Below are 26,014 nucleotides of genomic sequence, written 5' to 3'. Positions count from 1 at the left end.
GGGCGCCGGCTCCGTTCCTGCCGCTTCGTGTCAGTCGGCGCGCCAGGTGACGACCAGCGCGTCGCGGTGGGCGGGCGTGCCGTCGCGCGCGACGATCGGGGTGACGCCGTGGCGGATGCGGCGATCGTCGAGCACGACCGACTCGCCGGGTGCGCCGAGTGTGAAGCGGCCGAGCGGATTGCCTTCATTATCGCCGATTTCGGTGACGCCCTCGGCGACGTTCTCGCGCGCGATCAGCATGACGAAGACCCAGTCGACGCCGTCGCGGTGCAGCCCCTCGGGCGTCGGCCGGCCGAGTTCGGCGGGCGAAGTTTCGATGCGGAACTGGTGGACTTCGCTGTGCCATGCCGCGCCCGCGCCACGCTCGTCGAGCGTGTCGAACACCGGCGTGAAGCGCTCGAAGATCGCGCGCAGGATCGCGCTGTCGGCGATGGCGGGCTCGATCGGATCGAACCAGCGCTGCACGTCGCCGTTGAGCGGGTTGTAATCGCGGCTTTGGAAGTGCGGCTGGTGCGGCTTGCGGCGGAGCGCGCCGGCGCGGACCTCGAACGTCGCGTGGCGGCGGCGGCGGTAGCGGCCGCCGTCGGCCATGTAGCGATCGGGGCCGAGACGATCCCAGGATGTCGCGAAAGCCGTCCATTCGGAGGACGGACGATCCAGCAGGGCGAGCGCGTCCGGAGCGGAGAGGTGTAGGAAAAAACGCTCCGCCAGGGCGCTGGTCAAAGTGGATGGGGTGATCGCCACGGCTGGTCCTTCGGGAAAGATGCTGGCCGGCCATAGGCCCGCCGCGCCGCACCCGGAAGAGCGCTGTTCAACCGTTTGGAGAGAGATGTGGTAGGAGCCGGACGACCCGTGGCGAAATCGTTGTGGCTGCTGCCTTCCGGCCCTGACCAAGTTGGCGACGACCACGTCCGCCCGACTCCCGCCGCGCATATGGCGGGGTAACGCGCCGGGATCAAGTGCGGATCGCCGGATCGGGCGCGCCGCCTCACGCGGCGCGCCCGTGGTGGCGGGGGGCTTACCAGCGCGCCGTGCGGCAGATGCGGACCTTGCGATGGTGGCGCCACTCCATCCGGCAGACGCGGCGGGTGTGGTGGCGCCAGCCGGGACGGCGATCGTTGTGACGCACGTTATGCCGGACGACGGTGCGCTCGCGGACGACGCGTTCATGGGTCTGCGCGGTGGCCGCGACCGGCGCGAGCGTGGCGACGGCGAGGCACGCCGACAGAATCAGCTTCAACTTCATGGCATTCGCTCCTTTATGCCTTGAGGGCACGGGAGCGAAATGATCAGCGGCCCTGCATGTTCCGCGATTCCCCCGGAATGGTGACCGTGATCGGCCGTTCGAGCGTGATCTGGCAGGCGAGCCGGCTGTGGCGCGTCGCCCCGCTCGCGAGATCGAGCAGGTCTTCCTCCTCCTCGCTGGCGGGCGGCAAGAGCGCGAAATCGGCGGCATCGACGATGACGTGGCAGGTCGAGCACGCCATTTGCCCCTCGCACGTGCCTTCGAGCGGCTGGCCGGCATTCTGCGCGACTTCGAGCAGCCGATCACCGGGCGCGGCTTGCGCGGTGACGCGCGCGCCATCGGCGCCGATGAAGGTGACCGCGATCATGCCGCGCCCCACTGCGCCCGCGCGGCGGCGATGATGCGATCCACGCCCAAGATCAGATCGTTCTCCCGCGTATACCGGCCGAAACCGAGGCGGATGCTCGAGCGCGCCTGCGCCTCGCTCAGCCCGATCGCGCGCAGAACATGGCTCGACCGCCCCGAACCGCTGGCGCACGCGGAGCCGGCGGAGAACGCGATGTCGCGCAACTCCGACATCAGCCGCGCGACATCCACCCCATCGCGCCGCATGTTGAGATTGCCCTTGTAACGCTGGTCGGCGCTGCCGTTGAGCGCCCACCCCGCCGCATCGAACCGCGCCAGCGCGGCGGCGGACAGCCGCGCCACGTGCGCGGCGTCTTCCGCTCCACCGGTACGCGCCAGCCGCGCCGCGACGCCGAAGCCCGCGCACAAGGCGGGGGACAGCGTGCCTGATCGTCCACCCGCCTCCTGCCCGCCACCGTGCAGCAGCGGCGCCAGCGCGATGCCGTCGCGCATCCACAGCGCGCCGATCCCCTTCGGCCCGTGAATCTTGTGCGCGGACACGGCGAGGAGATCGCAATGCGCGGGGATCGGCACCCGGCCATAGCCCTGCACCGCGTCGCACAGCATCACCGCGCCGGCCGCGTGAGCGAGATCGGCGAGCGCCGCGACCGGCTGGATCACGCCGATCTCGTTGTTGACGAGCATCGCCGCGACGAGGCCGGTGCCCGGCATGATCGCCTCGGCGGCGCGATCGAGATCGACCAGACCGTCGCCGCCGACCGGGAGCACGGTGACCTTGCGCCCCTGCGACCGCGCGTAGGCGACGGTATCGAGCACCGCCGCATGTTCGGTGGCGAGCGTGACGATGTCGCCGGCGGTGCCCTTGATCGCCCAATTGAGCGCCTCGGTCGCGCCGCTGGTGAAGCTGACGCCGCCGCCGGGCGGCAGCAGCGCGGCGACCTCGGCACGCGCGGCCTCCACCGCCGCCCGCGCCTTGCGGCCGGCGGCGTGCGCGGAATGCGGGTTGGCGAAATCCTCGCGCAGCCACGGCAGCATCGCGTCGAACGCCTCCGGCGCGAGCGGCGTGGTCGCCTGATAATCGAGGTAGATCACGCCGCGAACGCGCGTACGCCGCGCGCGATGTCGCGCCAGGCGGCGACGAACCGGTCGACGTCCTCCGCCGTGGTGGCGCGCCCGAAACTAACGCGGATCACCTCGCGCGTTGCCTCGCCGGTCCAGCCCATCGCGGTCAGCACATGGCTCGGCTTCATGCTGCCCGACGAACAGGCGCTGCCCGCCGAGACAGCGATGCCCGCCATGTCGAAGCGCACCAATTGGGTCGCCGCCGCGAGACCGCGCATCCGATATGATCCAATCGCGGGATGGCGCGGCGCGGCGCTCGCGACGACATCGCCGCCCGAGCGCGTGATCGCATCGTCCAGCCTCTCGCGCAGGGCCGCATAGTGCGAGACCGGCTCCGGCACGGCGAGCGCGGCGGCGTGACCGAGCGCGCCGGGCAGATTCTCGGTGCCGGCGCGATAGCCGCGCTCCTGCCCGCCGACCGGCGTCAGCGTCGCGAGATTGCGCACCAGCAGCGCGCCGGTGCCGGGCGGGCCGCCGCGCTTGTGCGCCGAGATCGCGATGAAATCGGCGTGCTCGGCAAGCTCGGGGTCGGCCCCGCCCGGCATCTGCGCGGCATCGACCAGCAGCAACCCGCCAGCCGCGTGGACGATCGCGGCGATCTCCGCGATCGGCTGGCGCACGCCGGTCTCGCTGTTCGCCCATTGCACCGCGACCAGCGCGGGCGACGTCAACAGCGCCGTCAGCGCGGCATGGTCGACCAGCCCGTCCGCCGTCACCGGGATCGTCGTCGCGCCGGGGGCGGCGCGGATCGCCGCGTCATGCTCGGTCGCGCCGATCAGCCGGCGCGCCGGCGCCGACCGCCCGAGCGCGATCGCCAGCGCTTCGCTCGCGCCGCTGGTCAGCAGCGTCTCGCCGCGCCAGCCATAGGCAGCCGCGATCTGGCCGCGCGCACGTTCCAGTGCGGCGCGCGCGGCACGGCCCTCGGCGTGCGGCGACGAGGGATTGGCCCAGCCTGCCATCCCCTCGACCACCGCCGCGCGCGCCGCCTCCGGCATCGGCGTCGTCGCGGCGTGATCGAGATAGAGGCGGTCGGCCAAGTCGAGCTCCGGTTCACAATGATTGCGCCTTGGCGCGTCGTGCCTATATAGCGCACAACTTCCGCGTGTCCGCACGCGCCCCGATTTTTTGTCAGCAGGTTCGATGCCCGAAGTCATTTTCCCCGGCCCCGACGGCCGCCTCGAAGGCCGTTTCTCCCCCGCTCCGCGCCCGCGCGCGCCGGTCGCGATGATCCTGCATCCGCACCCGACGGCGGGCGGCACGATGAACAACCGCATCGTGCAGGAACTCTACAAGACCTTCCAGCGACGCGGCTTCGCGACGTTGCGGTTCAACTTCCGAGGCGTCGGCAAGAGCCAGGGCACGTTCGACAATGGTGTCGGCGAGCTTTCGGACGCGGCGAGCGCGCTTGACTGGGTACAGAGCTTCCATCCCGAAGCCTCGACCACCTGGATCGCCGGCTTCAGCTTCGGCGCGTGGATCGGCATGCAGTTGCTGATGCGCCGCCCCGAGATCCGCGGCTTCATCTCGGTTGCGCCGCCGGCGAACATGTACGACTTCACCTTCCTCGCGCCCTGCCCGGCGAGCGGCATCATCATCCAGGGCGAGAATGACGAGGTCTCGCCGCCGGCCGCGACGCAGAAGCTGGTCGACAAGCTGCGCACGCAGAAGCACATCACCATCCACCACGACACCATCCCCAAGGCGAACCACTTCTTCGAGCATGAGATGCCGGAGTTGATGGGATCGGTGGACAAGTATCTGGACATGCGGCTCGACCCGAACTCGCCGATCCGGTGAGGCGCGGTAGTGGATCGGAACAGCCGATTTGCTACCTGTCGAAAAACCGGGACACCGCATGAGCCTTGTCCCGGCATACGATCAAACCCGTCGCCCCGGCGTAGGCCGGGCCCGCTACGTGACTGCCCGCACCCGCCATGACTCAGCGGCCCCGGCCTGCGCCGGGGCGACGTCGGGAGAAGACGACGCTGCGGCTCTTGCCTAATCCAACCCCGCGAGCACCCGCCCATAGGCGGCCAGATCGACGTTGCCACCCGACAGCACCACGAGCATCCCCGGCACCGGGGCGACCTTGCCACCGAGCAGCGCGGCCAGTCCGACTGCGCCGCCGGGCTCGACCACCAGCCGCAGCCGTTCCGCCGCCCAGCGTTGCGCGGTGCGGATCTCCGCCTCGCTGACCGCCACGCCTTCCACGCCGCGCCGTGACAGCACATCGAAGGTCAGCGGAGAGACACGCAACGTCTGGAGCGCATCGCACGCCGTCGGCGGTGCGCCCTCGCCCACCGGTTCGATCCAGCCCGCCTCCAGGCTGCGGCGCATATCGTCCCAGCCCTCGGGCTCGACCACGGTGATCTTCGCGCCGGGCAGCGCGAGCGTAATACCCGCCGCCAGTCCGCCACCGCCGCATGGCACCAGCGCTTGCGTCACCGGCCCCAGCCCACGCTCGGCCATCTGCTGCGCCGCCTCGATGCCGGCGCTGCCCTGCCCCTCGATGATCCACGGATCATCGAAGCTCGGCACCAGCGCGGCACCGCGCGCCTCGGCGAGTCGCGCGGCGATCGCCTCGCGGCTTTCGGTGGCGCGGTCATAGGAGACGATCTCCGCGCCGAGCGCGAGCGTGCCCTCGCGCTTGGAGCGCGGCGCATCCGCCGGCATCACGATCAGCGCCGGCATGCCCAGCCGCTTCGCCGCCCATGCGACCCCCTGCGCATGATTGCCCGACGAGAAGGCGACCACCCCGCGCGCGCGCGATTCGGCGTCGATCGCGGTCAGCCGGTGCCATGCGCCGCGCAGTTTGAACGCACCCATCGGCTGCAGCGATTCGGCCTTGAAAGCCACCGCAACTCCTTGAACTTCGGTCACAAACAACGGCGTTGGCGGTACCACCGTGGCCACTTTGGCGGCGGCGTCGCGCACCCCGGCGCGGGTCGGCTGTCGTAAAATCGTCACATATTATCTCCGAGCGTCTAAAACCGCTTTACATCCCAAAACGCCGACCCTATCTCGCGCTTCCGCTGCCCCATGGGACTTCCAACCGCAAGGCAGCTTTTTTCGTCTTGTCTCACGACATTGGAGGTCCCTTGAGTTGCACAAGCATCATCGCGCGCTGGGGTTAGCGACCACCAACTCGACCACCGTCACCGGAGTCGATATCGCTAAGCACGGGCCGGTCCAGCCGGTCACGCTCGTTCGTCCGCACGCCGCATCGCGTGCAGCCCGCTTCTTCGTCGAGAAGTTTCCGGGCCGCTCGATGTATGCCGTGAAGGCGAACCCTTCGCCCGAACTCCTGCAGATTCTGTGGGATAGCGGCATCACGCAGTACGACGTCGCCTCGATCGCCGAGGTGCGGCTCGTCGCGCGCACGCTGCCGGGCGCGACCCTGTGCTTCATGCACCCGGTCAAGGCCGAGGAAGCGATCGCCGAGGCGTATTTCACGCACGGCGTCCGCACCTTCTCGCTCGATTCGATCGAGGAACTGGACAAGATCGTCCGCGCGACACGAGGAGCGGAAGACCTCACGTTGTGCGTACGCATCCGCGTCTCGTCCGAACATTCGAAGCTGAGCCTCGCCTCGAAGTTCGGCGTCGGCCCGAGCGAGAGCAAGGAACTGCTGTTCCGCACCCGTCAGGTCGCCGATGCGCTGGGCATCTGCTTCCACGTCGGGTCTCAGGCGATGACCCCGGAAGCCTATGCGAACGCGATGGAGCGCGTTCGTGCGGCGATCGTGGAAGCGGCGGTCACCGTGGACGTGATCGACGTCGGCGGCGGGTTCCCCTCGTCTTATCCGGGCATGGAGCCACCGCCGCTCGAGCGCTATTTCGAGACGATCCACCGTGCGTTCGAATCGCTGCCGGTCAGCTATTCGGCCGAACTGTGGGCCGAACCGGGCCGGGCCTTGTGCGCGGAATACAGCTCGATCCTGGTGCGCGTCGAAAAGCGTCGTGGCGATGAGCTGTACATCAACGACGGTGCCTATGGCGCGCTGTTCGACGCGGCGCATATCGACTGGCGTTTCCCGACCCAGTTGCTGCGCGAGCCCGACAGCCATGCCAAGCTGATGCCGTTCAGCTTCTATGGCCCGACCTGCGACGACATGGATTACATGGCGGGACCGTTCTATCTTCCCGCCGACATCAAGGCCGGTGACTATTTCGAGATCGGCATGCTCGGCGCCTATGGTTCGGCGATGCGGACCGCCTTCAACGGGTTCGGATCGGACGAGACGGTGATCGTGGCGGACGAGCCGATGGTCTCGCTCTACGATCAGGCGCCCGCACAGGTCGCGTCGAACGTCGTCAAGCTGTAACAGGCTTTTCATAGATTTAACCGGTTAGGGGCGGCACGCTTCGGTGTGCCGCCTCCGCATGGGTTTCCGCGTCCCCTTCAACGACGGCGGTTCATGAGACGATTGGGAGTTCCCATGACCGAACCACTCAACACCAACCGCAAGGCGGAGCTGCTCTCCACCACCGTCGAGCATATCGACATCACCAAGTTCGACGCCCGCCCGATCGTCGACGCGATGAAGAAGATGAGCTTCACCAGCCGCGATCTCGGTCGCGCGACCGACATCTACAACCAGATGCTCGCCGATCCCGATTGCTCGATCTTCCTCGTCATCGCCGGGTCGACCTCGGCGGGCGGCTGCATGGACCTCTATGCAGAGCTGCTGCGCAACAACATGATCGACGGCGTGGTCGCGACCGGCGCGTCTATCGTCGACATGGATTTCTTCGAAGGGCTTGGCCACAAGCATTATCAGGCGCTCGAAGTGCCGGACGACGACACGCTGCGCTCGCTGCTGATCGACCGGATCTACGACACCTATATCGACGAGGAGCAGCTTCAGGACTGCGACCACACGATCTACGAGATCGCCAACAGCCTCGAGCCGCGCCCCTATTCGAGCCGCGAGTTCATCCGCGAGATGGGCAAGTATCTCGTCGAAAACGGCAAGAAGGAGAACAGCCTCGTCAAGCTCGCCTATGAGCATGACGTGCCGATCTTCTGCCCGGCGTTCGTCGATTCGTCGGCGGGGTTCGGTCTGGTCAAGCATCAGGTCGATCGCGCCAAGGAAGGCAAGCCGTACATGGTGCTCGACGCGATCGCCGACTTCCGCGAGCTGACCGACATCAAGATCAAGGCTGGCACCACCGGCCTGCTGATGATCGGCGGCGGCGTGCCGAAGAACTTCATCCAGGATACCGTGGTCTGCGCCGAAATCCTCGGTCACGACGACGTGCAGGTCCACAAATACGCGGTGCAGATCACCGTGGCGGACGTGCGCGACGGCGCCTGCTCGTCCTCGACGCTGCAGGAAGCGGCGAGCTGGGGCAAGGTCAACACGGGCATCGAACAGATGGTGTTCGCCGAAGCCGGCTCGGTGATGCCGCTGCTGGCGTCCGACGCCTATCATCGCGGCCTGTGGAAGACCCGCACCAAGCGCCGCTGGGGCGCGAGCTTCGATTAACGGACGCGCCAGCTCCGATTAATCTACGCTACTTCATGAAACCTTGGTCGGCTGCGGACGTTTCGTAGCCGTACCAAGGTCAGATGGGAGTGTTAAATGCGTAAAATCCTCATGTCGCTGAGCGCCGTGTCGCTGGTCGCCTCGGGCATCGCGATGCCGTCGGCCGCCGATGCGCGCCGGTACAAGCGGCATCACCGTACCTATTACCAGGACTGCCGCCGCTCGTCGGGTACGACCGGCGCGATCGCGGGCGGCGCGGGCGGCGCGGTGCTGGGCAACGTGCTCGGCGGCGGCGTGCTCGGCACGGTTGCCGGCGGCGTGGGCGGTGCGCTGCTCGGCCGCCACCTCGACAAGAAGCATGACGCGGCGCAGAACCGCCGCAACGGCTGCTGATGCGTTTCGGGGCGGGCGAAAGCTCGCCCCCTTTCGTTTTACCGCTATGCCACCGGCCGCCGCGCGCGCAGCGCCTGCGCCAAGGTTCCCTCATCGAGATAATCGAGCTCGCCGCCGACGGGCAGGCCGTGCGCCAATTGCGTGACGCGCACCGCGAACCGTTCGATCCGCTCGGCGATGTAATGCGCGGTCGTCTGCCCCTCCAACGTCGCGTTCATCGCGAGCACGACTTCGTCGATGCCGCCCGCCTCGATCCGGCGGACGAGGCTGTCGATCGCGAGATCCTCGGGGCGGACGCCTTCGAGCGCCGAGAGCCGACCGCCGAGCACATGATACCGCCCGGGGAAGAGCCGGGACCGATCGAGCGCCCACAGATCCGCCACCTCCTCCACCACGCATAACGCGCGCGCGTCACGACGCGGGTCGGCGCAGATGCCGCATGGATCGGTGGTATCGACATTGCCGCAGATGTGACAATCGGTGAGCCGCGCCTCGACCGCCGTCAAAGCGGCGAGCAGCGGGCCGAGCGCGCCCTCGCGCTTCTTGAGCAGATGCAGCACCGCGCGCCGCGCCGAGCGCGGGCCGAGCCCCGGCAGGCGGGAAAGCGCCTGGGTGAGCGCGTCGATTTCGGGAGAGGCCATCGCGGAACAGATAGGGGGTTGCAGTGCCCCCCGACAAGCGGCCACAGCGTCGCCCATGCGGATCATTTTCATGGGAACCCCGGATTTCTCGGTGCCGGTGCTACGCGCGATCGTGGATGCAGGGCATCAGGTGGTGGCGGTGTATAGCCAGCCGCCGCGCCGTGCCGGGCGCGGCAAGGCGCTGACGCCGACCCCGGTCGCGCGCGCGGCGGAAACGTTGGGGATCGCGGTGCGGACACCGGTGAGCCTGCGCGACGCCGAGGCGCAGACCGCGTTCGCCGCACTGGATGCCGATGTCGCGGTGGTCGCCGCCTATGGGCTGATCCTGCCGCGCGCGGTGCTGGATGCGCCGCGCGGCGGCTGCCTCAACGTCCATGCGTCGCTGCTGCCGCGCTGGCGCGGCGCCGCGCCGATCCAGCGCGCGATCCTCGCCGGCGACGCCGAGACCGGCGTGTGCATCATGCAGATGGAGGCCGGCCTCGACACTGGCCCGGTGCGGCTGGAAGATCGCACGCCGATCGCGGACAAGACGGCGGGCGTGCTGACCGATGAACTGAGCGCGATGGGCGCGCGGCTGATGGTGACGGTGCTGGCGGATATAAACGCCTATCCGGCGGTGCCCCAGCCCGAGCAGGGCGTCACCTATGCCGCCAAGATCGACAAGGCCGAGACGCGAATCGACTGGTCACAAAGCGCCGAACAGGTCGAGCGCCAGGTGCGTGCGTTCAATCCGGTGCCGGGGGCGTGGTTCGAGATGGCGGGCGAGCGGGTGAAGGTGTTGGCTTGCCAGGTTCTTCGCCCCGGCGAAGGCCGGGAACACCTCGAGAATAGCGCGCCGGCAGACGCGAGCGGCCCCGGCCTCCGCCGGGGCGACGGGGTTGTGCTGGATGCCGCGCTCACCATCGCCTGCGGGTCGGGTGCGATTCGCCCTACCCTGCTCCAGCGCGCGGGGCGGGGCGTGGTGACGGCGGACGAATTGCTGCGCGGCTTCCCGATTCCGGCGGGCACACACTTATGATCCATATCCGTCGCCCCGGCGCAGGCCGGGGCCGCTGCATGGTTTCACGAGCCGATCGCCTCCTATCCGGCCCACGTCGGGGCGACACGGCATGACGCGCTTCGCGATCACCGTCGAATATGACGGGCGCCCGTTCATGGGCTGGCAGCGCCAGGCGCATGGACCGAGCGTTCAGGAGGCGATCGAGACCGCCGCGCACGCCATCACCGGGGAGACGGTCGCGGTGCATGCCGCCGGACGGACCGACGCCGGCGTTCATGCGACGGGGATGCGCGCGCACCTCGATATCACGCGCGAGATCGCGCCATTCCGGCTGATGGAGGCGCTCAACGCCAAGCTGCGCCCGCATCCGGTCGCGATCCTGGCCTGTGAGGTGGTCTCGGATGACTGGCACGCGCGCTTCTCCTGCGTGGCGCGCCATTACGCTTATCGGATCGTCACCCGCCGCGCGCCGCTGACGTTCGAGACCGGGCTGGCCTGGCGCATCCCGCAGCCGCTCGACACCGCCGCGATGGCGGATGGCGCGCGCCGGCTGATCGGGCGGCATGATTTCACCACCTTCCGCTCGGCGCATTGCCAGGCGGACAGCCCGCTGCGGACGCTCGACCGGCTCGACGTGAGCGCGAGCGGCGACCGGATCATGGTCTCTGCATCGGCACGGTCGTTCCTGCACCATCAGGTACGCTCGATGGTCGGCTGTCTCGCGCTGGTCGGGCAAGGCAAATGGACCGCCGACGACATCACCGCCGCGTTGGAAGCCCGCGACCGCACCGCACTGGGATTCAACGCGCCATCGGACGGACTGTACTTCCTGCGCGCGGATTATTGACCATCGCCAGCCCCCCGCCGGGACGAAGTTATCGGCTCAGCCGGGCGGCCAGTTCGACATGCGGCGACCAGCGAAACTGGCCGACCGGCTGCACCCAATCGATCCGATATCCCGCCTGACACAAAATCTCGGCATCGCGCGCGAAGCTGCTGGGATTGCAGGAAACATAGACAATCACCGGCACGCGAGACGCGGCCAGTTGCGCCACCTGCTCGCGCGCGCCCGCGCGCGGCGGATCGAGCACGACGCTGTCGAACCGGTCGCACTCGGCGCTGGTGAGCGGACGGCGGAACAGGTCGCGATGATCGGCGAAGACGGTGCGCCCCGCCCGCGCCGCAGCGGCCTTCAACGCCAGGATCGCGTCGCGCGCGGCCTCACCCGCATAGACCTTGCCCGGCAGCGACAGAGCGAAGGTGCCGAGCCCCGCGAACAGATCGGCGATCGTGCGCGCTTCGCCGACACCCTCACGCACCGCCGCGACCAGCGCAGCCTCGCCCTCGCGCGTGGCTTGCAGGAAGGCGGCGGCCGGCATCGGCACCGGCGCGCCGCCGAGTGTGATGGTGAGCGGCTCGGGCTCCCACCGCGTCTCCGGCCCCAGCCCCGAATCGATCGAGAGCCGCGCGACGCCATTCGCCTGCGCGAAGGCGGTGATCGCCTCGGCGGCCGCCAGCCCCTCGGCCTCGACGCCCTCGATGAGCAGGTCGATACCCTGATCGGCCTCGGTGAGATGCAGGCGCGCGCGGCGCCCCTTCTTCAGCCAAGGTGCGAGCAGTTTTCGCAAAGGCGCGAGAATCGCGAACACTTCCGGCAACAGGATATGACATTCCTGGAGATCGACGATCGCGTGGCTGGCATTTTCGCTGAAGCCGATCCGCACCCGCCCCTCGCGCGCCTCCGCCTGCAGCGCGGCGCGGCGGCGGCTGCGCGGCGGCGATAGCGACGGCGCGCGGATCGGCGCTTCCAACCCCTGCGCGGCGAGCGCACCCGCGATGCGATCGACGATGAACCGCGCATAGGCGGTATCGTCGAGATGCTGGAGCTGGCAGCCGCCGCACGCGGGGAAGTGGCGGCACGGCGGGGTCTGATGGTGCGGGCCGGGAACGATCTCGCCCGTGTCGGTCAGCGTGTCGCCGGGTGCGGCGAAGGCGGCGTGGCGGCCGTCTGCCGTCACGCCCTCGCCGCGCGCCGCGACGCGCACGATCGGCTCGCTCATAGCGATGCCCTTACCGCCGAAAGTTCACGCGCGAGTTCGTCGGCGATGAACGCGGCGCCAAGCCGGCGCGCGGCCTCGCCGTGCATCCACACGCCCGCCTCGGCGGGCGCGGGCGTGTTCGCCGCCAGCATCGCCGCGATCGTGCCGGCGAGCACGTCCCCGGTGCCGGCGGTCGACAACCACGGACTCGCGCCGAGGCCGACGCTGGTGCGCCCATCGGGGTGTGCGACCACGGTGTCCGGCCCCTTGAACACGACGATCGCGCCCGAACGCGCGGCGGCGTCGCGCGCGGCGTCGATCTTGCTGCCGGCGAAAGCGCCGAACAGCGCCGCGAACTCGCCCGCGTGCGGCGTGAGCACGACCGGGCACGCGCGCGCCTTGATACGCGCGAACGCCGCATCGTCGAGCAGGTGCAGCGCGTCGCCGTCGATGACGAGCTTGTATGCGCTGGCGAGCGCGGCGGCGAGCCGCGCGGCGGCCGTGTCGCCCCTGCCCAGCCCCGGCCCGACGACGATCGCGGTCTTGTCCGCGCGCTTGCCCTCGAGCGCCTTGGCGAAGGCATCCGCCGACCATGCGCGCCGAACCAGCGCGTGCGGCGCCGATGCCGCGTGATCCCCGAACAGCATCGCATAGCCTGCGCCGGCGTGCATCGCCGCTTCGGCCGCAAGCGCGGCGGCACCGGGCATCTCGCCGCCGATCACGACGACAAGCCCGCGCGAATATTTGTGATCGGCGGCGGTCGGCGCGGCGATCACGGGCTTGGCCAGCACGCCGTCGCGGCTCGACGGGGCGAGCCCCAGGTCGACGATCCGCACCGCGCCGCACCGCGCGGCGGCGGGCTGCAACAGATGCGCGGGCTTGAGCGCACCGAGCGCGAGCGTCAGCGCGAAATCGGGGGACGGGCTGAGTTCGATCCCCGTGTCGGTGGCGACGCCGCTCGGCAGATCGACCGTGACCGCGAGGCGCGAGGCGCGCGCCGATCGGGCGAGCACACCCGCCACGGCATCGTCGAGCGGGCGGGTCAGCCCGGTTCCGAACAGCGCGTCGACGAGGATCGGCGCGTCGCCCGCCTCGGCGAGCGGCGCGACCGAGCCGCCCCAGGCGGCACGCGCGGCGCTCGCCGCCTCGGTTCTGGGATCGGTGAGGGCGGCGACCCGCACCTCCGCACCGCTCGCCTTGAGCACGCGCGCCGCGACATAGCCGTCGCCGCCATTGTTGCCCGGCCCGCACAGAACCAGCACCGGCGCACCGCCCGCGAGCCGGCGCACCGCCTCGGCGACGCCGGCGCCGGCGCGCTCCATCAGCGCGGTAACGCTGGAGCCGGCGGCGATCGCGCGCTCCTCCGCCGCGCGCATCGCGGCGGCGGTGAGGATCGGCTGGCCTTCGGGTCGGATCATGACGGCTTCGCCGCGCCCTTCACGGTCGCGGGCAGGCGGTAGCGGTCGCCGCTCAGCGCGACCTCGATCCGGCCGGGGCCGAGGATCGTCACCACCGCCGGCTCGGCGCCGTCGGCGGCGACCACGCCGCGCCCGTCCTTCGTGACGAGCAGACGGTGGAACGCGCCGCTCGCGTGGCGCACCGTCAGCACCAGCCCCTGATCGCTCTCGGTGCGATCGACCGTGCAAGCGCGCGTGAAGCTGCCGGCGCCCTTCGGCGCGCACTCGATCAAACCGTCGTCATCGGCGGCGGCGCGCTGCTGCGCCTCGACCGTGGCGAGCGTGTCCGTGTCGGCGGTGCGCTCACCGCAGGCGGCGAGCGCGAGCGGCAGCAATATCGCGCTAGATGTCCGCATAGACATGCGTTTCGGCCCTGGCCCCCGGATGCGTCACCGCGCCCTTATAGGCCGGGCCGACGTTGCGCGCATAGCGCCACAGCACGCCCGCCTGATAATCATTGGTGCGCGGCCGCCACGCCGCCTTGCGCGCCGCGAGCACATCCTCGGCGACGAGCAGGTCGATCGTGCCCGCCTCGGCGTCGATGCGGATCGCGTCGCCATCCTCGACCAGCGCGATCGGGCCACCCTCGGCGGCCTCGGGGCCGACATGGCCGATGCAGAAGCCGCGCGTGCCGCCCGAGAACCGCCCGTCGGTGATGAGCGCGACCTTCTCGCCCATGCCGAGTCCGTATAGTGCAGCGGTGGTCGAGAGCATCTCGCGCATGCCGGGGCCGCCCTTGGGGCCTTCGTAGCGGATGACGATCACCTCGCCCTCGTTGATCTCGCGTGCCTCGACGGCGGCGAAGGCATCCTCCTCACAATCGAAACAGCGCGCCGGGCCTTCGAACACGAGCCGGTGCATGCCCGCGACCTTCACGATCGCACCGTCGGGGGCGAGGCTGCCGCGCAGGCCGACCACGCCGCCGGTCGGGGTGATCGGCGTGGTGATGTCGTAGATGACCTTCTGGTCGGGGTTCCACGTCACCTCGTCGATGTTCTCGCCCAGTGTCTTGCCGGTGACGGTGATGCAATTGCCGTCGAGGAACCCGCCCGAAAGCATCGTCTTCATCAGCATGTACACGCCGCCTGCCTCGTACATATCCTTGGCGACGTACTTACCGCCCGGCTTGAGATCGGCGATGTAAGGTGTTGTTTTGAAAGCCTCGGCGACGTCGAACAGGTCGAAATCGATGCCCGCTTCATTGGCCATCGCCGGCAGGTGGAGCGCGGCGTTGGTCGAGCCGCCGGTCGCGGCGACGACGCGCGCGGCGTTGATGAACGCTTCCCGCGTGCAGATGTCGCGCGGGCGCAGGTTGCGGGCGATCAGCTCCATCACCTGCGCGCCGGCGGCGACCGCGATCTGTTCGCGCGTGCTGTAAGGTGCGGGCGTCATGTTGCTGTTCGGCAAGGACAAACCGATCGCCTCACCGACGCACGCCATGGTGTTGGCGGTGAACTGGCCACCGCAGGCGCCGTGGCCGGGGCACGCAACCTTTTCGAGCTCATGGACTTCGCTGAGCGGACACGCGCCGGCGGCATATTTGCCGACGACTTCGAACACGTCGACCACGGTCACGTCGCGATCATGGAAGCGGCCCGGCAGGATCGAGCCGCCATAGACGAAAATCGACGGGACGTTGAGCCGCAGCATCGACATCATCATGCCGGGCAGCGATTTGTCGCAACCCGCAAATCCCACGAGCGCGTCATAGCAATGGCCGCGCACCGAGAGTTCGACCGAATCGGCGATCACCTCGCGGCTGACCAGCGAAGACTTCATGCCCTGATGGCCCATCGCGATCCCGTCGGTGACGGTGATGGTGTTGAACCGGCGTGGCAGTCCGCCGCCCGCGATCACCCCGCGCTGGGCCGCGTCCGCTTGCGCATCGAGCGTGGTGTTGCAGGGCGCGCTGTTGTTGCCGGCGCTCGCCAGCGCGACGAACGGCTTGGCGATATCCTCCTCGGGGATGCCCATCGCATAATAATAGCTGCGGTGCGGCGCGCGTTCGGGACCGACCGAGACGTGGCGACTCGGCAGACGGGATTTGTCGAAAACATTGCTCATGATGCGCGCCCTATGTCGCGGGAAGGGCCTTCGACGCAAGTCTGTTGCGCGGTCCGCGTGAAAAGCGGGGCGCCAAGAGGCGGCGGAACCATGTCCGCCGCCTCCCAGCAATGGCGCGCGGACGGGCCGAGGACCATCGGCGGGCGCGCCGCGCGTAGGCGGCGGACCCGGTCGGCGTCAGCGTAGCAAGTCCGATGCCAGTGGCGGATTCGCGTTAATCCGCTCCGGTGTTGAACCGAGGGCGTACCGTCGCGGGACGGAAAAGTGTCACGACAGTCGCGATTCGAGACACCACCAGCCGGGCTGCGCCGCCCGGACAGTGGCGGCCGCCGCTGCGCGTGCCTGCTCAGCCTCGTAGAGCGCGAAGCAGGTCGCGCCCGACCCCGACATGCGCGCGAGCATCGGCCCGGTCGTGGCGAGCAGATCGATCACCTCGCCGATTCCGGGCGCGATCGCACGCGCGGGCGCTTCGAGATCGTTGCGCCCGGCGCGCGCGCGCGCCATCGTCCCGCCCGGCGGGATCGCGCCGCGATCCACGCCGTCCCACGCCTTGAAGACCGGCCCGGTCGAAACAGCGATGCCGGGATTGACCAGCAACACCGGAACCGCGCCGAGATCCTCCAGCGGCTCGAGCTTCTCGCCGCGCCCGGTACCAAGCGCCGGGCGCCCGAGCAGACACGCCGGCACGTCCGAGCCGAGCGAGTCGGCCACGGCGAACAGGCGGGGATCGTCGCGCGCGACGCCGTGGACGCGCGCGAGCAGCCGCAGCGCGGCGGCGGCATCCGCCGATCCGCCGCCGATGCCGGAGGCGACCGGCAGGTTCTTCTCCAATACCCACGCGCCTTCCGCCGGCACGCCGAACGCCCCGGCGAAACCGCGCGCGGCGCGCAGGACGAGATTGTCGCCTTCCCCGCTCAGCGCGGCGGCGAATGGTCCCTCGACTTCGAAGGTGCTCGGCCCGGGGGTGAAGCGGAGTTCATCGCCGTCCTGAAGGAAGGCGAACAGCGTTTCCAATTCATGATAGCCGTCCGCCCGGCGCGCGCGGACGTGGAGCGCGAGGTTGATCTTCGCGGGGGCCGTTTCGACGATCGTCTGGGTCATGCTGCGGCTTTTGCGGGACAGTGGTCTTTGGAGCAAGTCCGGCGGTGACGAAGCGCGCGGCGTGGCGAAGCCACGCCGTCGGTCGGCGCTGGAGCGCCGCCGGCCGGACGCACCTTACGGCGCGGCGCAGCGGCGCTGCGCCTCGCCCGGCGCGTCACATATTCGGATAGTTCGGGCCGCCGCCCCCCTCCGGCACCACCCAGTTGATGTTCTGTGTCGGATCCTTGATGTCGCACGTCTTGCAGTGGACGCAATTCTGGGCGTTGATGACGAATTTGGGGTCGCCCACCTCGACGCCGACGATCTCATACACGCCCGCCGGGCAGTAGCGCTGCGCCGGCTCGTCATACATCGGCAGATCGTACTCGACCGGCACGTTCGGATCCTTGAGCGTCAGATGGACCGGCTGATCCTCCTCATGATTGGTATTCGACAGGAACACCGAGGAAAGCCGGTCGAACGTCAGCACGCCGTCGGGCTTGGGATAGTCGATCGGCTTGACCTGATCCTTGCGCCACAGGCTCTTGTGGTTGGGATGATGCTTCATTGTGAAGGGCATCCTGATGCCCCAGCTTTCCAGCCACATCGTCACGTTGGCTAGGCCCGCGCCCAGCGTCTCGCCAAACTTCTCGACCAGCGGCACGACGTTGCGGACCATCGAAAGCTCGGCCTTGACCCAACTCGCATCAAACGCGGCCGGATAGGCGGTCAACTCGTCATGCTGTCGCTGCGACAGGATCGCATCGACCGCCGCCTCGGCGGCCATCATGCCCGATTTCATCGCGGTATGCGTGCCCTTGATGCGCGGCACATTGAGGAAGCCGGCGCTGTCGCCGACCAGCACACCGCCGGGGAAGGTCAGCTTGGGCAGCGACTGCAACCCGCCATCGCTGATCGCACGCGCGCCATAGGAGACGCGCTTGCCGCCCTTCAGGATCGCCGCGATCTCGGGATGCGTCTTCCACCGCTGCATTTCCTGGAAGGGCGAAAGATAGGGGTTGGTGTAGCTCAGCCACGTCACGAAGCCGAGCGCGACCTGTCCGCCCGCCTGATGGTACAGGAAACCGCCGCCGTTCGACCCCGGCGTTTCCTTGAGCGGCCAACCCTGCGTATGGATGACACGGCCGGGCACATGCTGCTCCGCCGGAATATCCCACAATTCCTTGATGCCGAGGCCGTACACCTGCGGCTGCGCGTCCTTCGCGAGATCGAAGATGCGGATGATCTCCTTGCTGAGATGCCCGCGCACGCCTTCGGAGAAGAAGGTGTATTTGGCGTGGAGTTCGAGGCCCGGCGTATAATCGGGCTTGTGCGTGCCGTCGCGCGCGACGCCCATGTCGCCGGTCGCGACGCCCTTCACCGCGCCGCTCTCGTCGAACAGGATTTCCGCCGCCGCGAAGCCGGGGAAGATCTCGACGCCGAGCTCCTCCGCCTGCGCTGCCAGCCAGCGGCACAGATTGCCGAGGCTGCCGGTATAGGTGCCCTTGTTGTGCATGAAGCCGGGGGTGATGACGTGCGGCACCGCGAACTTGCCGGTCTTCGACAGGATCCAGTGCTGATTGTCGGTGACGGGCACCTCGGCGAGCGGGCAGCCCTTCTCCTTCCAGTCGGGGATCAGCTCGTCGAGCGCGCGCGGATCGATCACCGCGCCCGAGAGGATGTGCGCGCCGACCTCCGAGCCTTTTTCGAGCACGCAGACCGACAGCTCGGCACCCTGTTCGGCGGCGCGTTGCTTCAGCCGGATCGCGGCCGACAGGCCGGACGGCCCCGCGCCGACGATCACCACGTCATATGGCATCGACTCCCGTTCGCTCATCATCATCTCCCTCACGTGGCGCCGTTCCGGCGTGCTCGTCGCGCCGCCGCAACGCCTTATCCATTTGCGCGTGCCAGCGAATTGACCTTTACGTCAACATGCTAGTCTAAGGCGGTATGGGGGCCGACCAAAATATCATGTGGCAGGACGCGGTCGCGAGCGCGCTGGAATGGTGGCAAGACGCCGGCATCGGGGCACTCGCCGACGAGAGCCCGCGCGACTGGTTCGCCGCGCCCGCGCCGCCGCCCGCCGTCAAACGCGTCGTCGCCGATCAACCCGTCGCGCCGGTCGTTGTTCCGCTCCCCACCACGCTCGACGCCTTCCTAGCGTGGCGAACCGGGCCGGATGCCCCGGAGGCGGGATGGACCGGTGGCACCCCGATCGCCGCGCAGGGATCGCCGGGCGCCGAATTGATGGTGTTGGTCGATACGCCCGAACGCGACGATGTCGATCGTCTTCTCGACGGCGCGGCCGGGCGCTTGTTCGACCGGATGCTCGCCGCGATCGGGCACAATCGCGACACGGTGTATCTCGCGACGCTCTGTACCGTGCGGCCGCTGGCGGGGCGGATCGCGCCCGAAGTCGAGGAACGGCTCGCCGAGATCGCACGCCATCATGTCGCTTTGGTTGCGCCTAAGCGGCTGCTAATCCTCGGCAATGCGACGAGCCGAGCGCTGCTTGCGATGGATGTCGCGCGCGCGCGGGGCAGTTTACGCCGTGTTAACCATTTTCCGGCCATAGACGAGCAGAGGACCGAGGCGGTGGCGAGCTTCCATCCCCGCCTCCTGCTCGAAAGGCCAGCGCAAAAAGCGGAAGCCTGGAGAGATTTACAGATGTTGATCGGGGGAACCGGATCGTGACCGCGAAGTTCATTCTCGCCTGTACGCTTAGCCTGCTGCCCGTCGCCGCCTTCGCCGAACCGGCGCTTCCCACCACGACGAGCGCGACCGCCGGCCCCCTCGCCGCCGTTCCCGCGCAGCTCGATGCCGAGCAGCGCGCCGGCTACAGCGCGGTCTTCGCCAGCATCCGCGCGCAGAAATGGCAGGACGCACGGCTCCAGCTCGACGCGATGAAGCCCGGCCCGCTCCACGCGATCGCCCGCGCCGAACTCGTCACCGCGAAGGGATCGCCCAAGGCCGATCTCGATCCGCTGATGAAATTGCTCGCCGATGCGCCGGAGCTGCCGCAGGCGCAGCAGATCTACACGCTCGCCTCCTCGCGCGGCGGCGTCGGGCTGCCCGCGCTGCCGCTGGCGCGCAAGCTCGCCTGGATCGACGGCGCGCCGCAGCGCCAGCGCGCCAAGGCGATCAAGAGCGACATGGTCGCCGGCGAACTCGCGATCCGCATGCAGCCGTTCGTGAAGGCCGATGACGGCGCCTCGGCGCAGGCCCTGCTTGAATCGATGCAGGGCCTGTCGAGCGACGCGACCACCGAATGGCAGCAGCGCGTAGCGTGGATGTATTACCTCGCCGGTGACGACGTGAACGCGCGCGCGATGGCCGCCAAGGCCGCCTCGGGCTATGGCGACTGGGCGGTGCAGGGCAATTGGGTCGGTGCGCTCGCGGCGTGGCGCCAGCATGACTGCACCGCCGCCGGCACCGGCTTCGAAACCGTCGCCGCGCGGGCGTCCGATGTCGAGCTGCGTGCCGCCGGGCTGTATTGGGCGGCGCGCGCCGACATGGTCTGCGCACGGCCCGACCGGATCGAGGCGCGGCTGAAGAGCGCCGCGCAATATGGCGAGACCTTCTACGGGCTGCTGTCGCGGCAGGCGCTGGGGATGCGCGATCCGCTGCCGCGCGCCGGCACGGCGACGCTGGCGCGCGATTGGGACGTGCTCTCGCGCCGTCCCAACATCCACGTCGCCGCCGCGCTCGCCGAGATCGGCGAAAACGACCTCGCCGACGAAGTGATCCGCCAGCAGGCGCGGATCGGCGATCCGTCCGAATTCCCCGCGCTGGTGCGCTTCACCGAGGCGCTCAACCTGCCCGCGACCTTGGTGTGGCTGTCGCATAACGGGCCGGTCGGCGCGACGCCGCCGGTCGAAGCACGCTTCCCCTCGCCCAACTGGACGCCCGATGGCGGCTGGCGCGTCGATAAGGCGCTGGTGTTCGCGCACACGCTCCAGGAATCGCGCTTTCGCACCACCGTCACCAGCCCGGCCGGCGCGTTCGGGCTGATGCAGGTGATGCCCGCCGCCGCGAGCGACATTGCGCGCAAGCACGGCCGCAGCTACGACCGCGCCGCGCTCTCGCGGCCAGGCGCGAACATGGAGGTGGGCCAATCCTATCTCGAGCAATTGCGCGACCAGTCCTGCACCGGCGGCCTGCTGCCCAAGGTGATCGCCGCCTATAATGCCGGCCCGTTGCCGGTCTCGCTCTGGAACGCACAGGCACGCGATGGCGGCGATCCGCTGCTCTACATCGAATCGATCCCGTATTGGGAGACGCGCGGGTACGTGACGACCGTGCTGCGCAACTATTGGGTCTACGAGGGGCAGACCGGCAAGAAGGCGTCTCCCAGCCGCGCCGCGCTCGCGCAGGGGCTATGGCCGCGCTTCCCCGGCCTGCCGGGCGCGACGGCGGTGCGTATGACCTCGTCGGGCGTGCGGCCGGTCTCGGTCGCCAGTGCCAATTGACTTGAACGCCGCGTTCCTGCCGGTCAGGATCGCGGTTCTCACCGTCTCCGACACGCGCACGCTCGCCGACGACCGATCGGGCGACACGTTGGTCGCGCGGCTGACCGAGGCTGGGCATGTCCTTGCCGACCGGCGGATCGTGAAGGATGATGCTGACACGATCGTCGCGCGCCTCCACGCGCTGATCGACGATCCGCAGGTGGATTGCATCATCACCACCGGCGGCACCGGCGTGACCGGACGCGACGTGACCCCCGAGGCGATCGAGCGCGTCGCCGACAAGATGATCCCCGGCTTCGGCGAGCTGTTCCGCTGGCTCAGCTACCAGACGATCGGCACGTCGACCGTGCAATCGCGCGCGTGCGCGTGCGTGACGCGCGGCACCTACATCTTCGCGCTGCCGGGCTCGACCGGCGCGGTGAAGGACGGATGGGACGGCATCCTCAAGGACCAGCTCGACAGCCGGCACAAGCCGTGCAACTTCGTGGAACTGATGCCGCGCCTGCTGGAGCGCTGATCCCGCGCTGAACCCGATGCGGGAAAATGGGGCGACCGACGGGACTTGAACCCGCAACATCCGGCATCACAAGCCGGCGCTCTAACCAATTGAACTACGGTCGCCGTGAGAGGCGCGCTCCTAGCGGGCGCAGGGGCCGGTCGTCAAGGCCATCAAAGCCTGCCTTCGATCGAAAGCACATATCCTTGCTCACCGCGCTGGAATCCGGCGCGCGCGAGCCGGTCCGCCGCGGCCGGATCATCGGAACGGATCGTCAGATCGGCGTGATAGCGCCCGTCCTGCCACAGCCGGAGCACGGCGCTCTCGGCCCCGGCTGGGCTGGCGAGCGGGAGCAGCAACGCCCCCGCGTCGCAGCGCGCTTCGCCCGCCATGCTCTGCCCCAGTGCCACACCGCCGACGTCACCGCTGAGCGACGCCTTCACGCGGCCGCTCGCGCGCACGCAATTGCCGCCCTCGAAGCGGACATCGACCGACTCGAGATCGAGCGCCGAGATCGGCGCGGGCGCGAAGATATTGCCGGTGGGGACGGTCGCCGTCATGCCGGAGAGGCCAAAACTGTGGCGACTGATCTCGATCGCGCCGTCGATGCTGCGGCCGAGATCGGTCGTCTTTCCGCTCAAGGCGACGCGCGCGCGCCCGACCAGCAGCGCGAGCGGCGACACCGCGACGTGCAGATCGCCGAGCGCCACGCGCCCGACCTGCGCCTCGCGCAGCGTGCCGCTCCAGACGCTGCCCTCGACCGCGCGCGCGGTCAGCCCCTGCTCGCCCACCCCGATCGCGCCGAGCGCGACGCGCATCGGCAGCAAGGCGAGCGCCGCCACCACGAACACCGCGCCGAAGAGCGTGACCGGGCCGGTCGTCAGACGGATTCGCTTCATTGGCCTTGCGCCTTGACCGTCATCTGCACCGCTACCGTCTTGTCGCCATTGTCGGTCGCCGACAGCGAATCGACGAGAATACCGCCGCCTTCGAGCGCAGCGATCCAGCCGAGCAGCGCGGCGGGCTTGGCCTTGGCGATCGCCACCTGCACCCCGCCGCCGGGGGCCGGGCCGACGCTGGCGAGATCGAATCCGGCCTCGCTGGCACGGTCGCGGATCACGGTGTCGAGCGGCCCGGCAAGCTGTGCGCCGCCGCTCCTGCGCAGTGCCTCGACCGATCGCACGCGCGTCTGCGTCTCCCCGAAGCGAATCACCGCGTCGGTATAGCGGGTCTTCGCCGACGACAGCGCATCGCCGATCGGCAGATACAATGCCCAGACGATCGTGATGACGAACAGTCCCGCCATCGCGATCAGGAGCCGCTTCTCGCGGAGCGTGCGCGCGTCGAACCAGAGCTTGAGGGCGGCGATCATCGCGGCTTCACCGTGAGCGTTCCGGTGACGCGCCCGCCCGAGGCGGTGAGCGCCGCACCGGGATCGACCGTGAGGCCGGCGGCGCGAAGCCGCTGCTGGAGGTCGGTCACCGCCCGCTCGCCCTCCGCCGCGATGCCGACGCGAAGCGTGCCATCGGACGCGAAGGCGAGGTTCGTCACCTCCGCGCCGCGCACCGCGCGCACCGCGCTGAACACGGTCGCGGCGGTGCGGCTGAAGCCCAGCCCCGGCCCGCGCAGCCGCACGAGACGCGCGTCGAGCTGGCGGTCGGCATCGTTGACGGTCTCCCCCTGCGGCAACCCGGCGCGCGCGGCGAGATCGGCGCGGCGTTCGAGGTCGGCGGCGGCGACATCATACTTCACGATCCGCACGACCGAGATCGCCAGGCTGGCGCCGAGAATCGCGAGACCGAGCCAGCCGAGCCGCCGCACCAAGGCCCAATCGATCGCGAACCGCGTGCGCCGCGCGAACACGCCCTGCCGCAGATCGAGCGCGGGCGCCGCCACCGCCGCGACGATCGCCGCGTCGAGCCCCGCCCCCTCCAGCCGCTCGGGCGCGACCCCACCGGTGAGAAGCTCGGTCAGCCCGGCCTCGTCGGCGAAGCCCGTGGTCGCACCGCGCACGATGGTCTCGCCGCCCAGATCGGCGGCGACGAAGCCGCTTTCGGGGCGTGGCAGCAGCAGCGGCGCGGGCAGGAGCGCGCCGGCATCGACACCGTTCGCCGCGAGCATGTCGAGCCAGCCGCGCATGCGCGACAGCGCGACGACGCCGATCGGCCGCTCGCTGCCGCTCCCCTCGCGACCGACCGCGACGTGGAGATCGTTGAGCGGCGCGGCGCTCGCCTCGGCGGCGAGGATGCGCGCCGCCGTCACCGCCTGCGCGGCCGAGCGATCGGGGAGTTCGGCCCAATGCAACGTCACCGCATCGGCGGGCGTCACCACCAGCGGCGTGGCTTCGGGCGTGAGCGCCGGCACCCCCTCGCCCCGCGCCGCGACCACGCCGCCGCTGACGCGAAGCCACCGCCACGGCGCGGTGCCGCTCGGCAGGAAGAGGATGAGGGTCTCGCTCATGACAGCTCACCCCATTGCCGGGAGACGAGCCGTGCGGGAAGCGTGGATGCGTCGATCAGGCTGTTTTGTTGAAGATCGGTGCCGTTGACGCGGACATCCGCGCGCAGCGCGAACCATCGGGTCGTGACCGCGCTCGTCGACGGCGCATCGCCGATATCGCCCGCCGCGCCGAACGCGGACGAATGCCAGAACTTGGCGGTATCGTCATAGCCGGCGGCGGGCCTGCCGAGCAGCGCGCGCCGCACCGCCGCGACATTGGGCGTGCCGGGCATCAACACCGCGAGCAAGGGCGCCTGTTCGGGCAGCACCGTGTTGACGTTGATCCGCGCCGGCTCCGCGACCGGCAGCGCGCAGACCCACGGGCGCAGCGCCGCATAGATTCCGGGCGTGACCCCCATCACCGCGCGAAGCTCGCTCGGGTCGGCCATCAGCGTGTTGGCGGTGCGGTACGGCGTTTCGAGCCCGCCATAGTCGCCGTCCTCGGCGCCGCCGCTCAGCGCCTGTGTGTCGCTGTCGATCCAGTCGGTCGCGGCCGCCGCGATCCCCTCGGGCGAGCGCGCGGGGGCGCCGACGAGGCGGATCAGATTAGCGAATCGCACCGCCGCCGCCGGATTGGCGACATAGCTGCCATCGGACTGTTTGATGACGAGGCCGTTGAGGTTGAAGCAATTGCCGCCGTCGGTGATGCGGAGCGTGGCGACGCCGCCCGTCACCGGCAGCGGGATCGGCGTGTCGCTCCAGTCGCCGGCCAGCGACACGCGGGTGCCCTCCCGCCCGAGCAGATCGCTGATCCGGTCGACCGCCAGCGCCTCGCCCGCCTCCGCGAAGGCACGCGCCTGATCGAGCGCGACGGCGTTGCCGCCGAGCCTGGTGGCGATGCGCAGCCGTTCCAGCGCGGTCGCCGCGAGCACGGCGATCACCGCGACCAGAAGCAGCACCGTCAGCAATGCCGCGCCCGTCTCGGAAGGCTTGCGCTCAGCCACCGGCGCGCTCGCCATAGCCGGTGCCGACGAGGAAAAGCTCGCGATATTCGGTGCCGTCACCGCGCGTCAGCCGCATTTCGAGCGCTTGCGGCAGCGGGGCGCGCGGCGATCCCTCCCAGCGATCGCTCCACGCGCCGTCGATGCGGTAGCGCAGCGCGACCCGCCGGACTCCCGAGAGCATCGCCGTCGCCGGATATGGCGCGGCGCCGTCCAGCATCGGATAGGCGACGCGGGTGAGCGTGTCGCCGTCGACCCGGTATTCGACCTTCTGCAAGCCGGCGCGGCGGGCGCCGTCGAGATTGCTCCAGCCGCCGCGCACCAGCCGCAGCATCGGGCTGGCGCCCCAATCGCGCTCGCCGGTGAAGGCGGGCACCGGATCGCCACGGTCATTGCGGGTCTGGCGGAGCGACGCCTGCGCGAGATCGGCCTGCAGCATCGCGGAGAGCCGATTGAGCGCCGACGTGTCATCGAGCTTGCCCACCATGACGCCCTGCGCGCGCACGCTGAACGACAGCAACGCGACCCCGGCAGCGGCGAGCATGCCGAAGATCAGCAGCGAGATCATCACTTCGACGAGGGTGAAGCCGGACTGGCCCCGGTTGTCATCCCAGACGGGTTGCGGGGTCCACGGCTCCGCACGATCGGACGCCACCGCGCCTACGGGTCGGCGGCTGCCGGAACCAGTCCGGCGTGACGAAACGCGCATC

The 26,014-nt window shown here is 69.6% G+C and carries 27 protein-coding genes, 1 tRNA gene and 1 other RNA gene; 9 read left to right on the top strand and 20 right to left on the bottom strand.

Features of this window, described 5'->3' with window-relative positions; all coding sequences use genetic code 11:
- Positions 1–30 precede the first annotated feature (30 nt).
- The 6 genes from PX554_RS15610 to PX554_RS15585 all read right to left on the bottom strand — a co-directional run bounded on the left by PX554_RS15610 (position 31) and on the right by PX554_RS15585 (position 3,771).
- Positions 31–744, bottom strand: coding sequence for a 2OG-Fe dioxygenase family protein (locus PX554_RS15610; protein ID WP_256326196.1), 714 nt, complete (start codon positions 742–744; stop codon positions 31–33).
- An 87-nt stretch (positions 745–831) separates the two neighbouring features.
- An RNA gene (gene ffs, locus PX554_RS15605) (signal recognition particle sRNA small type) lies at positions 832–926 on the bottom strand.
- Positions 927–1,018: 92 nt separating this feature from the next.
- Positions 1,019–1,246: a hypothetical protein gene (locus PX554_RS15600; protein WP_275503231.1), complete on the bottom strand. Its 228-nt coding sequence runs from the start codon at positions 1,244–1,246 to the stop codon at positions 1,019–1,021.
- A 43-nt stretch (positions 1,247–1,289) separates the two neighbouring features.
- A complete protein-coding gene (locus PX554_RS15595) occupies positions 1,290–1,613 on the bottom strand; it encodes a 2Fe-2S iron-sulfur cluster-binding protein (protein ID WP_275503230.1) in 324 nt (107 codons plus the stop codon).
- Positions 1,610–2,704 (bottom strand): cysteine desulfurase family protein, encoded by a 1,095-nt coding sequence (locus PX554_RS15590; RefSeq protein ID WP_275503228.1) that lies wholly within the window; start codon positions 2,702–2,704, stop codon positions 1,610–1,612. Before PX554_RS15590 ends, PX554_RS15595 begins: the two co-directional genes overlap by 4 nt.
- Entirely contained in the window at positions 2,701–3,771 is a 1,071-nt protein-coding gene (locus PX554_RS15585; RefSeq protein ID WP_275503225.1) for a cysteine desulfurase family protein, read from the bottom strand. The genes PX554_RS15590 and PX554_RS15585 overlap by 4 nt, the downstream gene beginning before the upstream one ends.
- A 103-nt stretch (positions 3,772–3,874) precedes the next feature.
- On the opposite strand from PX554_RS15585, the gene PX554_RS15580 reads away from it, so the two are divergent.
- Positions 3,875–4,531 (top strand): alpha/beta hydrolase, encoded by a 657-nt coding sequence (locus PX554_RS15580; protein WP_069205844.1) that lies wholly within the window; start codon positions 3,875–3,877, stop codon positions 4,529–4,531.
- 201 nt (positions 4,532–4,732) lie between these two features.
- On the opposite strand, the gene PX554_RS15575 is transcribed toward PX554_RS15580, so the two are convergent.
- Positions 4,733–5,668 carry a threonine ammonia-lyase gene (locus tag PX554_RS15575; protein ID WP_275503321.1) on the bottom strand — a complete coding sequence of 312 codons (936 nt, stop codon included), beginning with the start codon at positions 5,666–5,668 and terminating at the stop codon, positions 4,733–4,735.
- 169 nt (positions 5,669–5,837) lie between these two features.
- On the opposite strand from PX554_RS15575, the gene PX554_RS15570 reads away from it, so the two are divergent.
- The 3 genes from PX554_RS15570 to PX554_RS15560 all read left to right on the top strand — a co-directional run bounded on the left by PX554_RS15570 (position 5,838) and on the right by PX554_RS15560 (position 8,615).
- Entirely contained in the window at positions 5,838–7,058 is a 1,221-nt protein-coding gene (locus PX554_RS15570) for a type III PLP-dependent enzyme (RefSeq protein WP_093223862.1), read from the top strand.
- A gap of 114 nt (positions 7,059–7,172) precedes the next feature.
- Complete coding sequence (locus tag PX554_RS15565; RefSeq protein WP_275503219.1) at positions 7,173–8,222, top strand: 1,9-bis(guanidino)-5-aza-nonane synthase; 1,050 nt, start codon at positions 7,173–7,175, stop codon at positions 8,220–8,222.
- Positions 8,223–8,318: 96 nt separating this feature from the next.
- Positions 8,319–8,615 (top strand): hypothetical protein, encoded by a 297-nt coding sequence (locus PX554_RS15560; RefSeq protein WP_093223865.1) that lies wholly within the window; start codon positions 8,319–8,321, stop codon positions 8,613–8,615.
- Positions 8,616–8,659: 44 nt separating this feature from the next.
- Here the strand turns inward: PX554_RS15560 and recR are convergent, their stop codons facing one another.
- Positions 8,660–9,256, bottom strand: a complete 597-nt coding sequence (gene recR / locus PX554_RS15555; RefSeq protein WP_093223866.1) for a recombination mediator RecR — start codon at positions 9,254–9,256, stop codon at positions 8,660–8,662.
- Between the two features lie 55 nt (positions 9,257–9,311).
- Between recR and fmt the strand changes: the two genes are divergently transcribed.
- The gene (fmt, locus tag PX554_RS15550; protein WP_275503216.1) at positions 9,312–10,274 is read left to right on the top strand and encodes a methionyl-tRNA formyltransferase; all 963 of its coding nucleotides are present in this window, start codon (positions 9,312–9,314) and stop codon (positions 10,272–10,274) included.
- A gap of 91 nt (positions 10,275–10,365) precedes the next feature.
- The gene (truA, locus tag PX554_RS15545) at positions 10,366–11,103 is read left to right on the top strand and encodes a tRNA pseudouridine(38-40) synthase TruA (protein ID WP_275503214.1); all 738 of its coding nucleotides are present in this window, start codon (positions 10,366–10,368) and stop codon (positions 11,101–11,103) included.
- Positions 11,104–11,131: 28 nt separating this feature from the next.
- Here truA and PX554_RS15540 read toward each other — a convergent pair whose 3' ends face one another.
- From PX554_RS15540 to PX554_RS15515, 6 genes are all read right to left on the bottom strand, one after another.
- A complete protein-coding gene (locus PX554_RS15540) occupies positions 11,132–12,316 on the bottom strand; it encodes a class I SAM-dependent RNA methyltransferase (RefSeq protein ID WP_275503213.1) in 1,185 nt (394 codons plus the stop codon).
- Positions 12,313–13,713, bottom strand: a complete 1,401-nt coding sequence (locus PX554_RS15535) for an NAD(P)H-hydrate dehydratase (RefSeq protein WP_275503211.1) — start codon at positions 13,711–13,713, stop codon at positions 12,313–12,315. Before PX554_RS15535 ends, PX554_RS15540 begins: the two co-directional genes overlap by 4 nt.
- Complete coding sequence (locus PX554_RS15530; protein ID WP_338061600.1) at positions 13,710–14,108, bottom strand: hypothetical protein; 399 nt, start codon at positions 14,106–14,108, stop codon at positions 13,710–13,712. The genes PX554_RS15535 and PX554_RS15530 overlap by 4 nt, the downstream gene beginning before the upstream one ends.
- Positions 14,095–15,816 (bottom strand): dihydroxy-acid dehydratase, encoded by a 1,722-nt coding sequence (gene ilvD / locus PX554_RS15525; RefSeq protein WP_275503208.1) that lies wholly within the window; start codon positions 15,814–15,816, stop codon positions 14,095–14,097. Before ilvD ends, PX554_RS15530 begins: the two co-directional genes overlap by 14 nt.
- A 267-nt stretch (positions 15,817–16,083) precedes the next feature.
- Positions 16,084–16,917: a 4-(cytidine 5'-diphospho)-2-C-methyl-D-erythritol kinase gene (locus PX554_RS15520; protein ID WP_275503206.1), complete on the bottom strand. Its 834-nt coding sequence runs from the start codon at positions 16,915–16,917 to the stop codon at positions 16,084–16,086.
- A gap of 154 nt (positions 16,918–17,071) precedes the next feature.
- Positions 17,072–18,733, bottom strand: a complete 1,662-nt coding sequence (locus tag PX554_RS15515) for an electron transfer flavoprotein-ubiquinone oxidoreductase (protein ID WP_275503203.1) — start codon at positions 18,731–18,733, stop codon at positions 17,072–17,074.
- 116 nt (positions 18,734–18,849) lie between these two features.
- Between PX554_RS15515 and PX554_RS15510 the strand changes: the two genes are divergently transcribed.
- From PX554_RS15510 to moaB, 3 genes are read left to right on the top strand one after another with little or no spacing between them, the layout of a single operon-like run.
- On the top strand, positions 18,850–19,593 hold the full coding sequence (locus PX554_RS15510) for a uracil-DNA glycosylase family protein (RefSeq protein WP_275503202.1): 744 nt from the start codon (positions 18,850–18,852) through the stop codon (positions 19,591–19,593).
- Complete coding sequence (locus tag PX554_RS15505; protein WP_275503199.1) at positions 19,590–21,368, top strand: lytic transglycosylase domain-containing protein; 1,779 nt, start codon at positions 19,590–19,592, stop codon at positions 21,366–21,368. The genes PX554_RS15510 and PX554_RS15505 overlap by 4 nt, the downstream gene beginning before the upstream one ends.
- Positions 21,358–21,885, top strand: a complete 528-nt coding sequence (gene moaB / locus PX554_RS15500; RefSeq protein WP_275503196.1) for a molybdenum cofactor biosynthesis protein B — start codon at positions 21,358–21,360, stop codon at positions 21,883–21,885. Before PX554_RS15505 ends, moaB begins: the two co-directional genes overlap by 11 nt.
- A gap of 27 nt (positions 21,886–21,912) precedes the next feature.
- On the opposite strand, the gene PX554_RS15495 is transcribed toward moaB, so the two are convergent.
- The 6 genes from PX554_RS15495 to gspJ form a co-directional block, all read right to left on the bottom strand.
- Positions 21,913–21,989 (bottom strand) — tRNA-His (locus PX554_RS15495).
- Positions 21,990–22,037: 48 nt separating this feature from the next.
- A complete protein-coding gene (gene gspN / locus PX554_RS15490; protein ID WP_275503194.1) occupies positions 22,038–22,763 on the bottom strand; it encodes a type II secretion system protein N in 726 nt (241 codons plus the stop codon).
- The gene (gspM, locus tag PX554_RS15485) at positions 22,760–23,236 is read right to left on the bottom strand and encodes a type II secretion system protein GspM (protein ID WP_275503191.1); all 477 of its coding nucleotides are present in this window, start codon (positions 23,234–23,236) and stop codon (positions 22,760–22,762) included. The genes gspN and gspM overlap by 4 nt, the downstream gene beginning before the upstream one ends.
- On the bottom strand, positions 23,233–24,324 hold the full coding sequence (gspL, locus tag PX554_RS15480; RefSeq protein ID WP_275503190.1) for a type II secretion system protein GspL: 1,092 nt from the start codon (positions 24,322–24,324) through the stop codon (positions 23,233–23,235). The genes gspM and gspL overlap by 4 nt, the downstream gene beginning before the upstream one ends.
- Positions 24,321–25,322: a type II secretion system minor pseudopilin GspK gene (gspK, locus tag PX554_RS15475; protein WP_420833452.1), complete on the bottom strand. Its 1,002-nt coding sequence runs from the start codon at positions 25,320–25,322 to the stop codon at positions 24,321–24,323. Before gspK ends, gspL begins: the two co-directional genes overlap by 4 nt.
- Positions 25,300–26,013 carry a type II secretion system minor pseudopilin GspJ gene (gene gspJ / locus PX554_RS15470; RefSeq protein WP_275503187.1) on the bottom strand — a complete coding sequence of 238 codons (714 nt, stop codon included), beginning with the start codon at positions 26,011–26,013 and terminating at the stop codon, positions 25,300–25,302. Before gspJ ends, gspK begins: the two co-directional genes overlap by 23 nt.
- Position 26,014: the final 1 nt, after the last annotated feature.

Origin of the sequence: Sphingomonas pollutisoli (assembly GCF_029167165.1) — a bacterium.
Lineage (GTDB): Bacteria > Pseudomonadota > Alphaproteobacteria > Sphingomonadales > Sphingomonadaceae > Sphingomonas > Sphingomonas pollutisoli.
The sequence above is the reverse complement of the archived record's forward strand: the minus strand, read 5'-3'. Positions and strand labels throughout refer to the sequence as shown.

What these genes read in the sequence shown, in the direction of transcription:
- PX554_RS15600 (WP_275503231.1), bottom strand. Translation starts at nt 1,246, where the DNA reads ATGAAGTTGAAGCTGATTCTGTCGGCGTGCCTCGCCGTCGCCACGCTC.
- PX554_RS15595 (WP_275503230.1), bottom strand. Translation starts at nt 1,613, where the DNA reads ATGATCGCGGTCACCTTCATCGGCGCCGATGGCGCGCGCGTCACCGCG.
- PX554_RS15580 (WP_069205844.1), top strand. Translation starts at nt 3,875, where the DNA reads ATGCCCGAAGTCATTTTCCCCGGCCCCGACGGCCGCCTCGAAGGCCGT.
- PX554_RS15565 (WP_275503219.1), top strand. Translation starts at nt 7,173, where the DNA reads ATGACCGAACCACTCAACACCAACCGCAAGGCGGAGCTGCTCTCCACC.
- PX554_RS15560 (WP_093223865.1), top strand. Translation starts at nt 8,319, where the DNA reads ATGCGTAAAATCCTCATGTCGCTGAGCGCCGTGTCGCTGGTCGCCTCG.
- recR (WP_093223866.1), bottom strand. Translation starts at nt 9,256, where the DNA reads ATGGCCTCTCCCGAAATCGACGCGCTCACCCAGGCGCTTTCCCGCCTG.
- fmt (WP_275503216.1), top strand. Translation starts at nt 9,312, where the DNA reads ATGCGGATCATTTTCATGGGAACCCCGGATTTCTCGGTGCCGGTGCTA.
- truA (WP_275503214.1), top strand. Translation starts at nt 10,366, where the DNA reads ATGACGCGCTTCGCGATCACCGTCGAATATGACGGGCGCCCGTTCATG.
- PX554_RS15540 (WP_275503213.1), bottom strand. Translation starts at nt 12,316, where the DNA reads ATGAGCGAGCCGATCGTGCGCGTCGCGGCGCGCGGCGAGGGCGTGACG.
- PX554_RS15535 (WP_275503211.1), bottom strand. Translation starts at nt 13,713, where the DNA reads ATGATCCGACCCGAAGGCCAGCCGATCCTCACCGCCGCCGCGATGCGC.
- PX554_RS15530 (WP_338061600.1), bottom strand. Translation starts at nt 14,108, where the DNA reads ATGCGGACATCTAGCGCGATATTGCTGCCGCTCGCGCTCGCCGCCTGC.
- ilvD (WP_275503208.1), bottom strand. Translation starts at nt 15,816, where the DNA reads ATGAGCAATGTTTTCGACAAATCCCGTCTGCCGAGTCGCCACGTCTCG.
- PX554_RS15520 (WP_275503206.1), bottom strand. Translation starts at nt 16,917, where the DNA reads ATGACCCAGACGATCGTCGAAACGGCCCCCGCGAAGATCAACCTCGCG.
- PX554_RS15515 (WP_275503203.1), bottom strand. Translation starts at nt 18,733, where the DNA reads ATGAGCGAACGGGAGTCGATGCCATATGACGTGGTGATCGTCGGCGCG.
- PX554_RS15510 (WP_275503202.1), top strand. Translation starts at nt 18,850, where the DNA reads ATGGGGGCCGACCAAAATATCATGTGGCAGGACGCGGTCGCGAGCGCG.
- gspN (WP_275503194.1), bottom strand. Translation starts at nt 22,763, where the DNA reads ATGAAGCGAATCCGTCTGACGACCGGCCCGGTCACGCTCTTCGGCGCG.
- gspM (WP_275503191.1), bottom strand. Translation starts at nt 23,236, where the DNA reads ATGATCGCCGCCCTCAAGCTCTGGTTCGACGCGCGCACGCTCCGCGAG.
- gspL (WP_275503190.1), bottom strand. Translation starts at nt 24,324, where the DNA reads ATGAGCGAGACCCTCATCCTCTTCCTGCCGAGCGGCACCGCGCCGTGG.
- gspK (WP_420833452.1), bottom strand. Translation starts at nt 25,322, where the DNA reads ATGGCGAGCGCGCCGGTGGCTGAGCGCAAGCCTTCCGAGACGGGCGCG.
- gspJ (WP_275503187.1), bottom strand. Translation starts at nt 26,013, where the DNA reads ATGCGCGTTTCGTCACGCCGGACTGGTTCCGGCAGCCGCCGACCCGTA.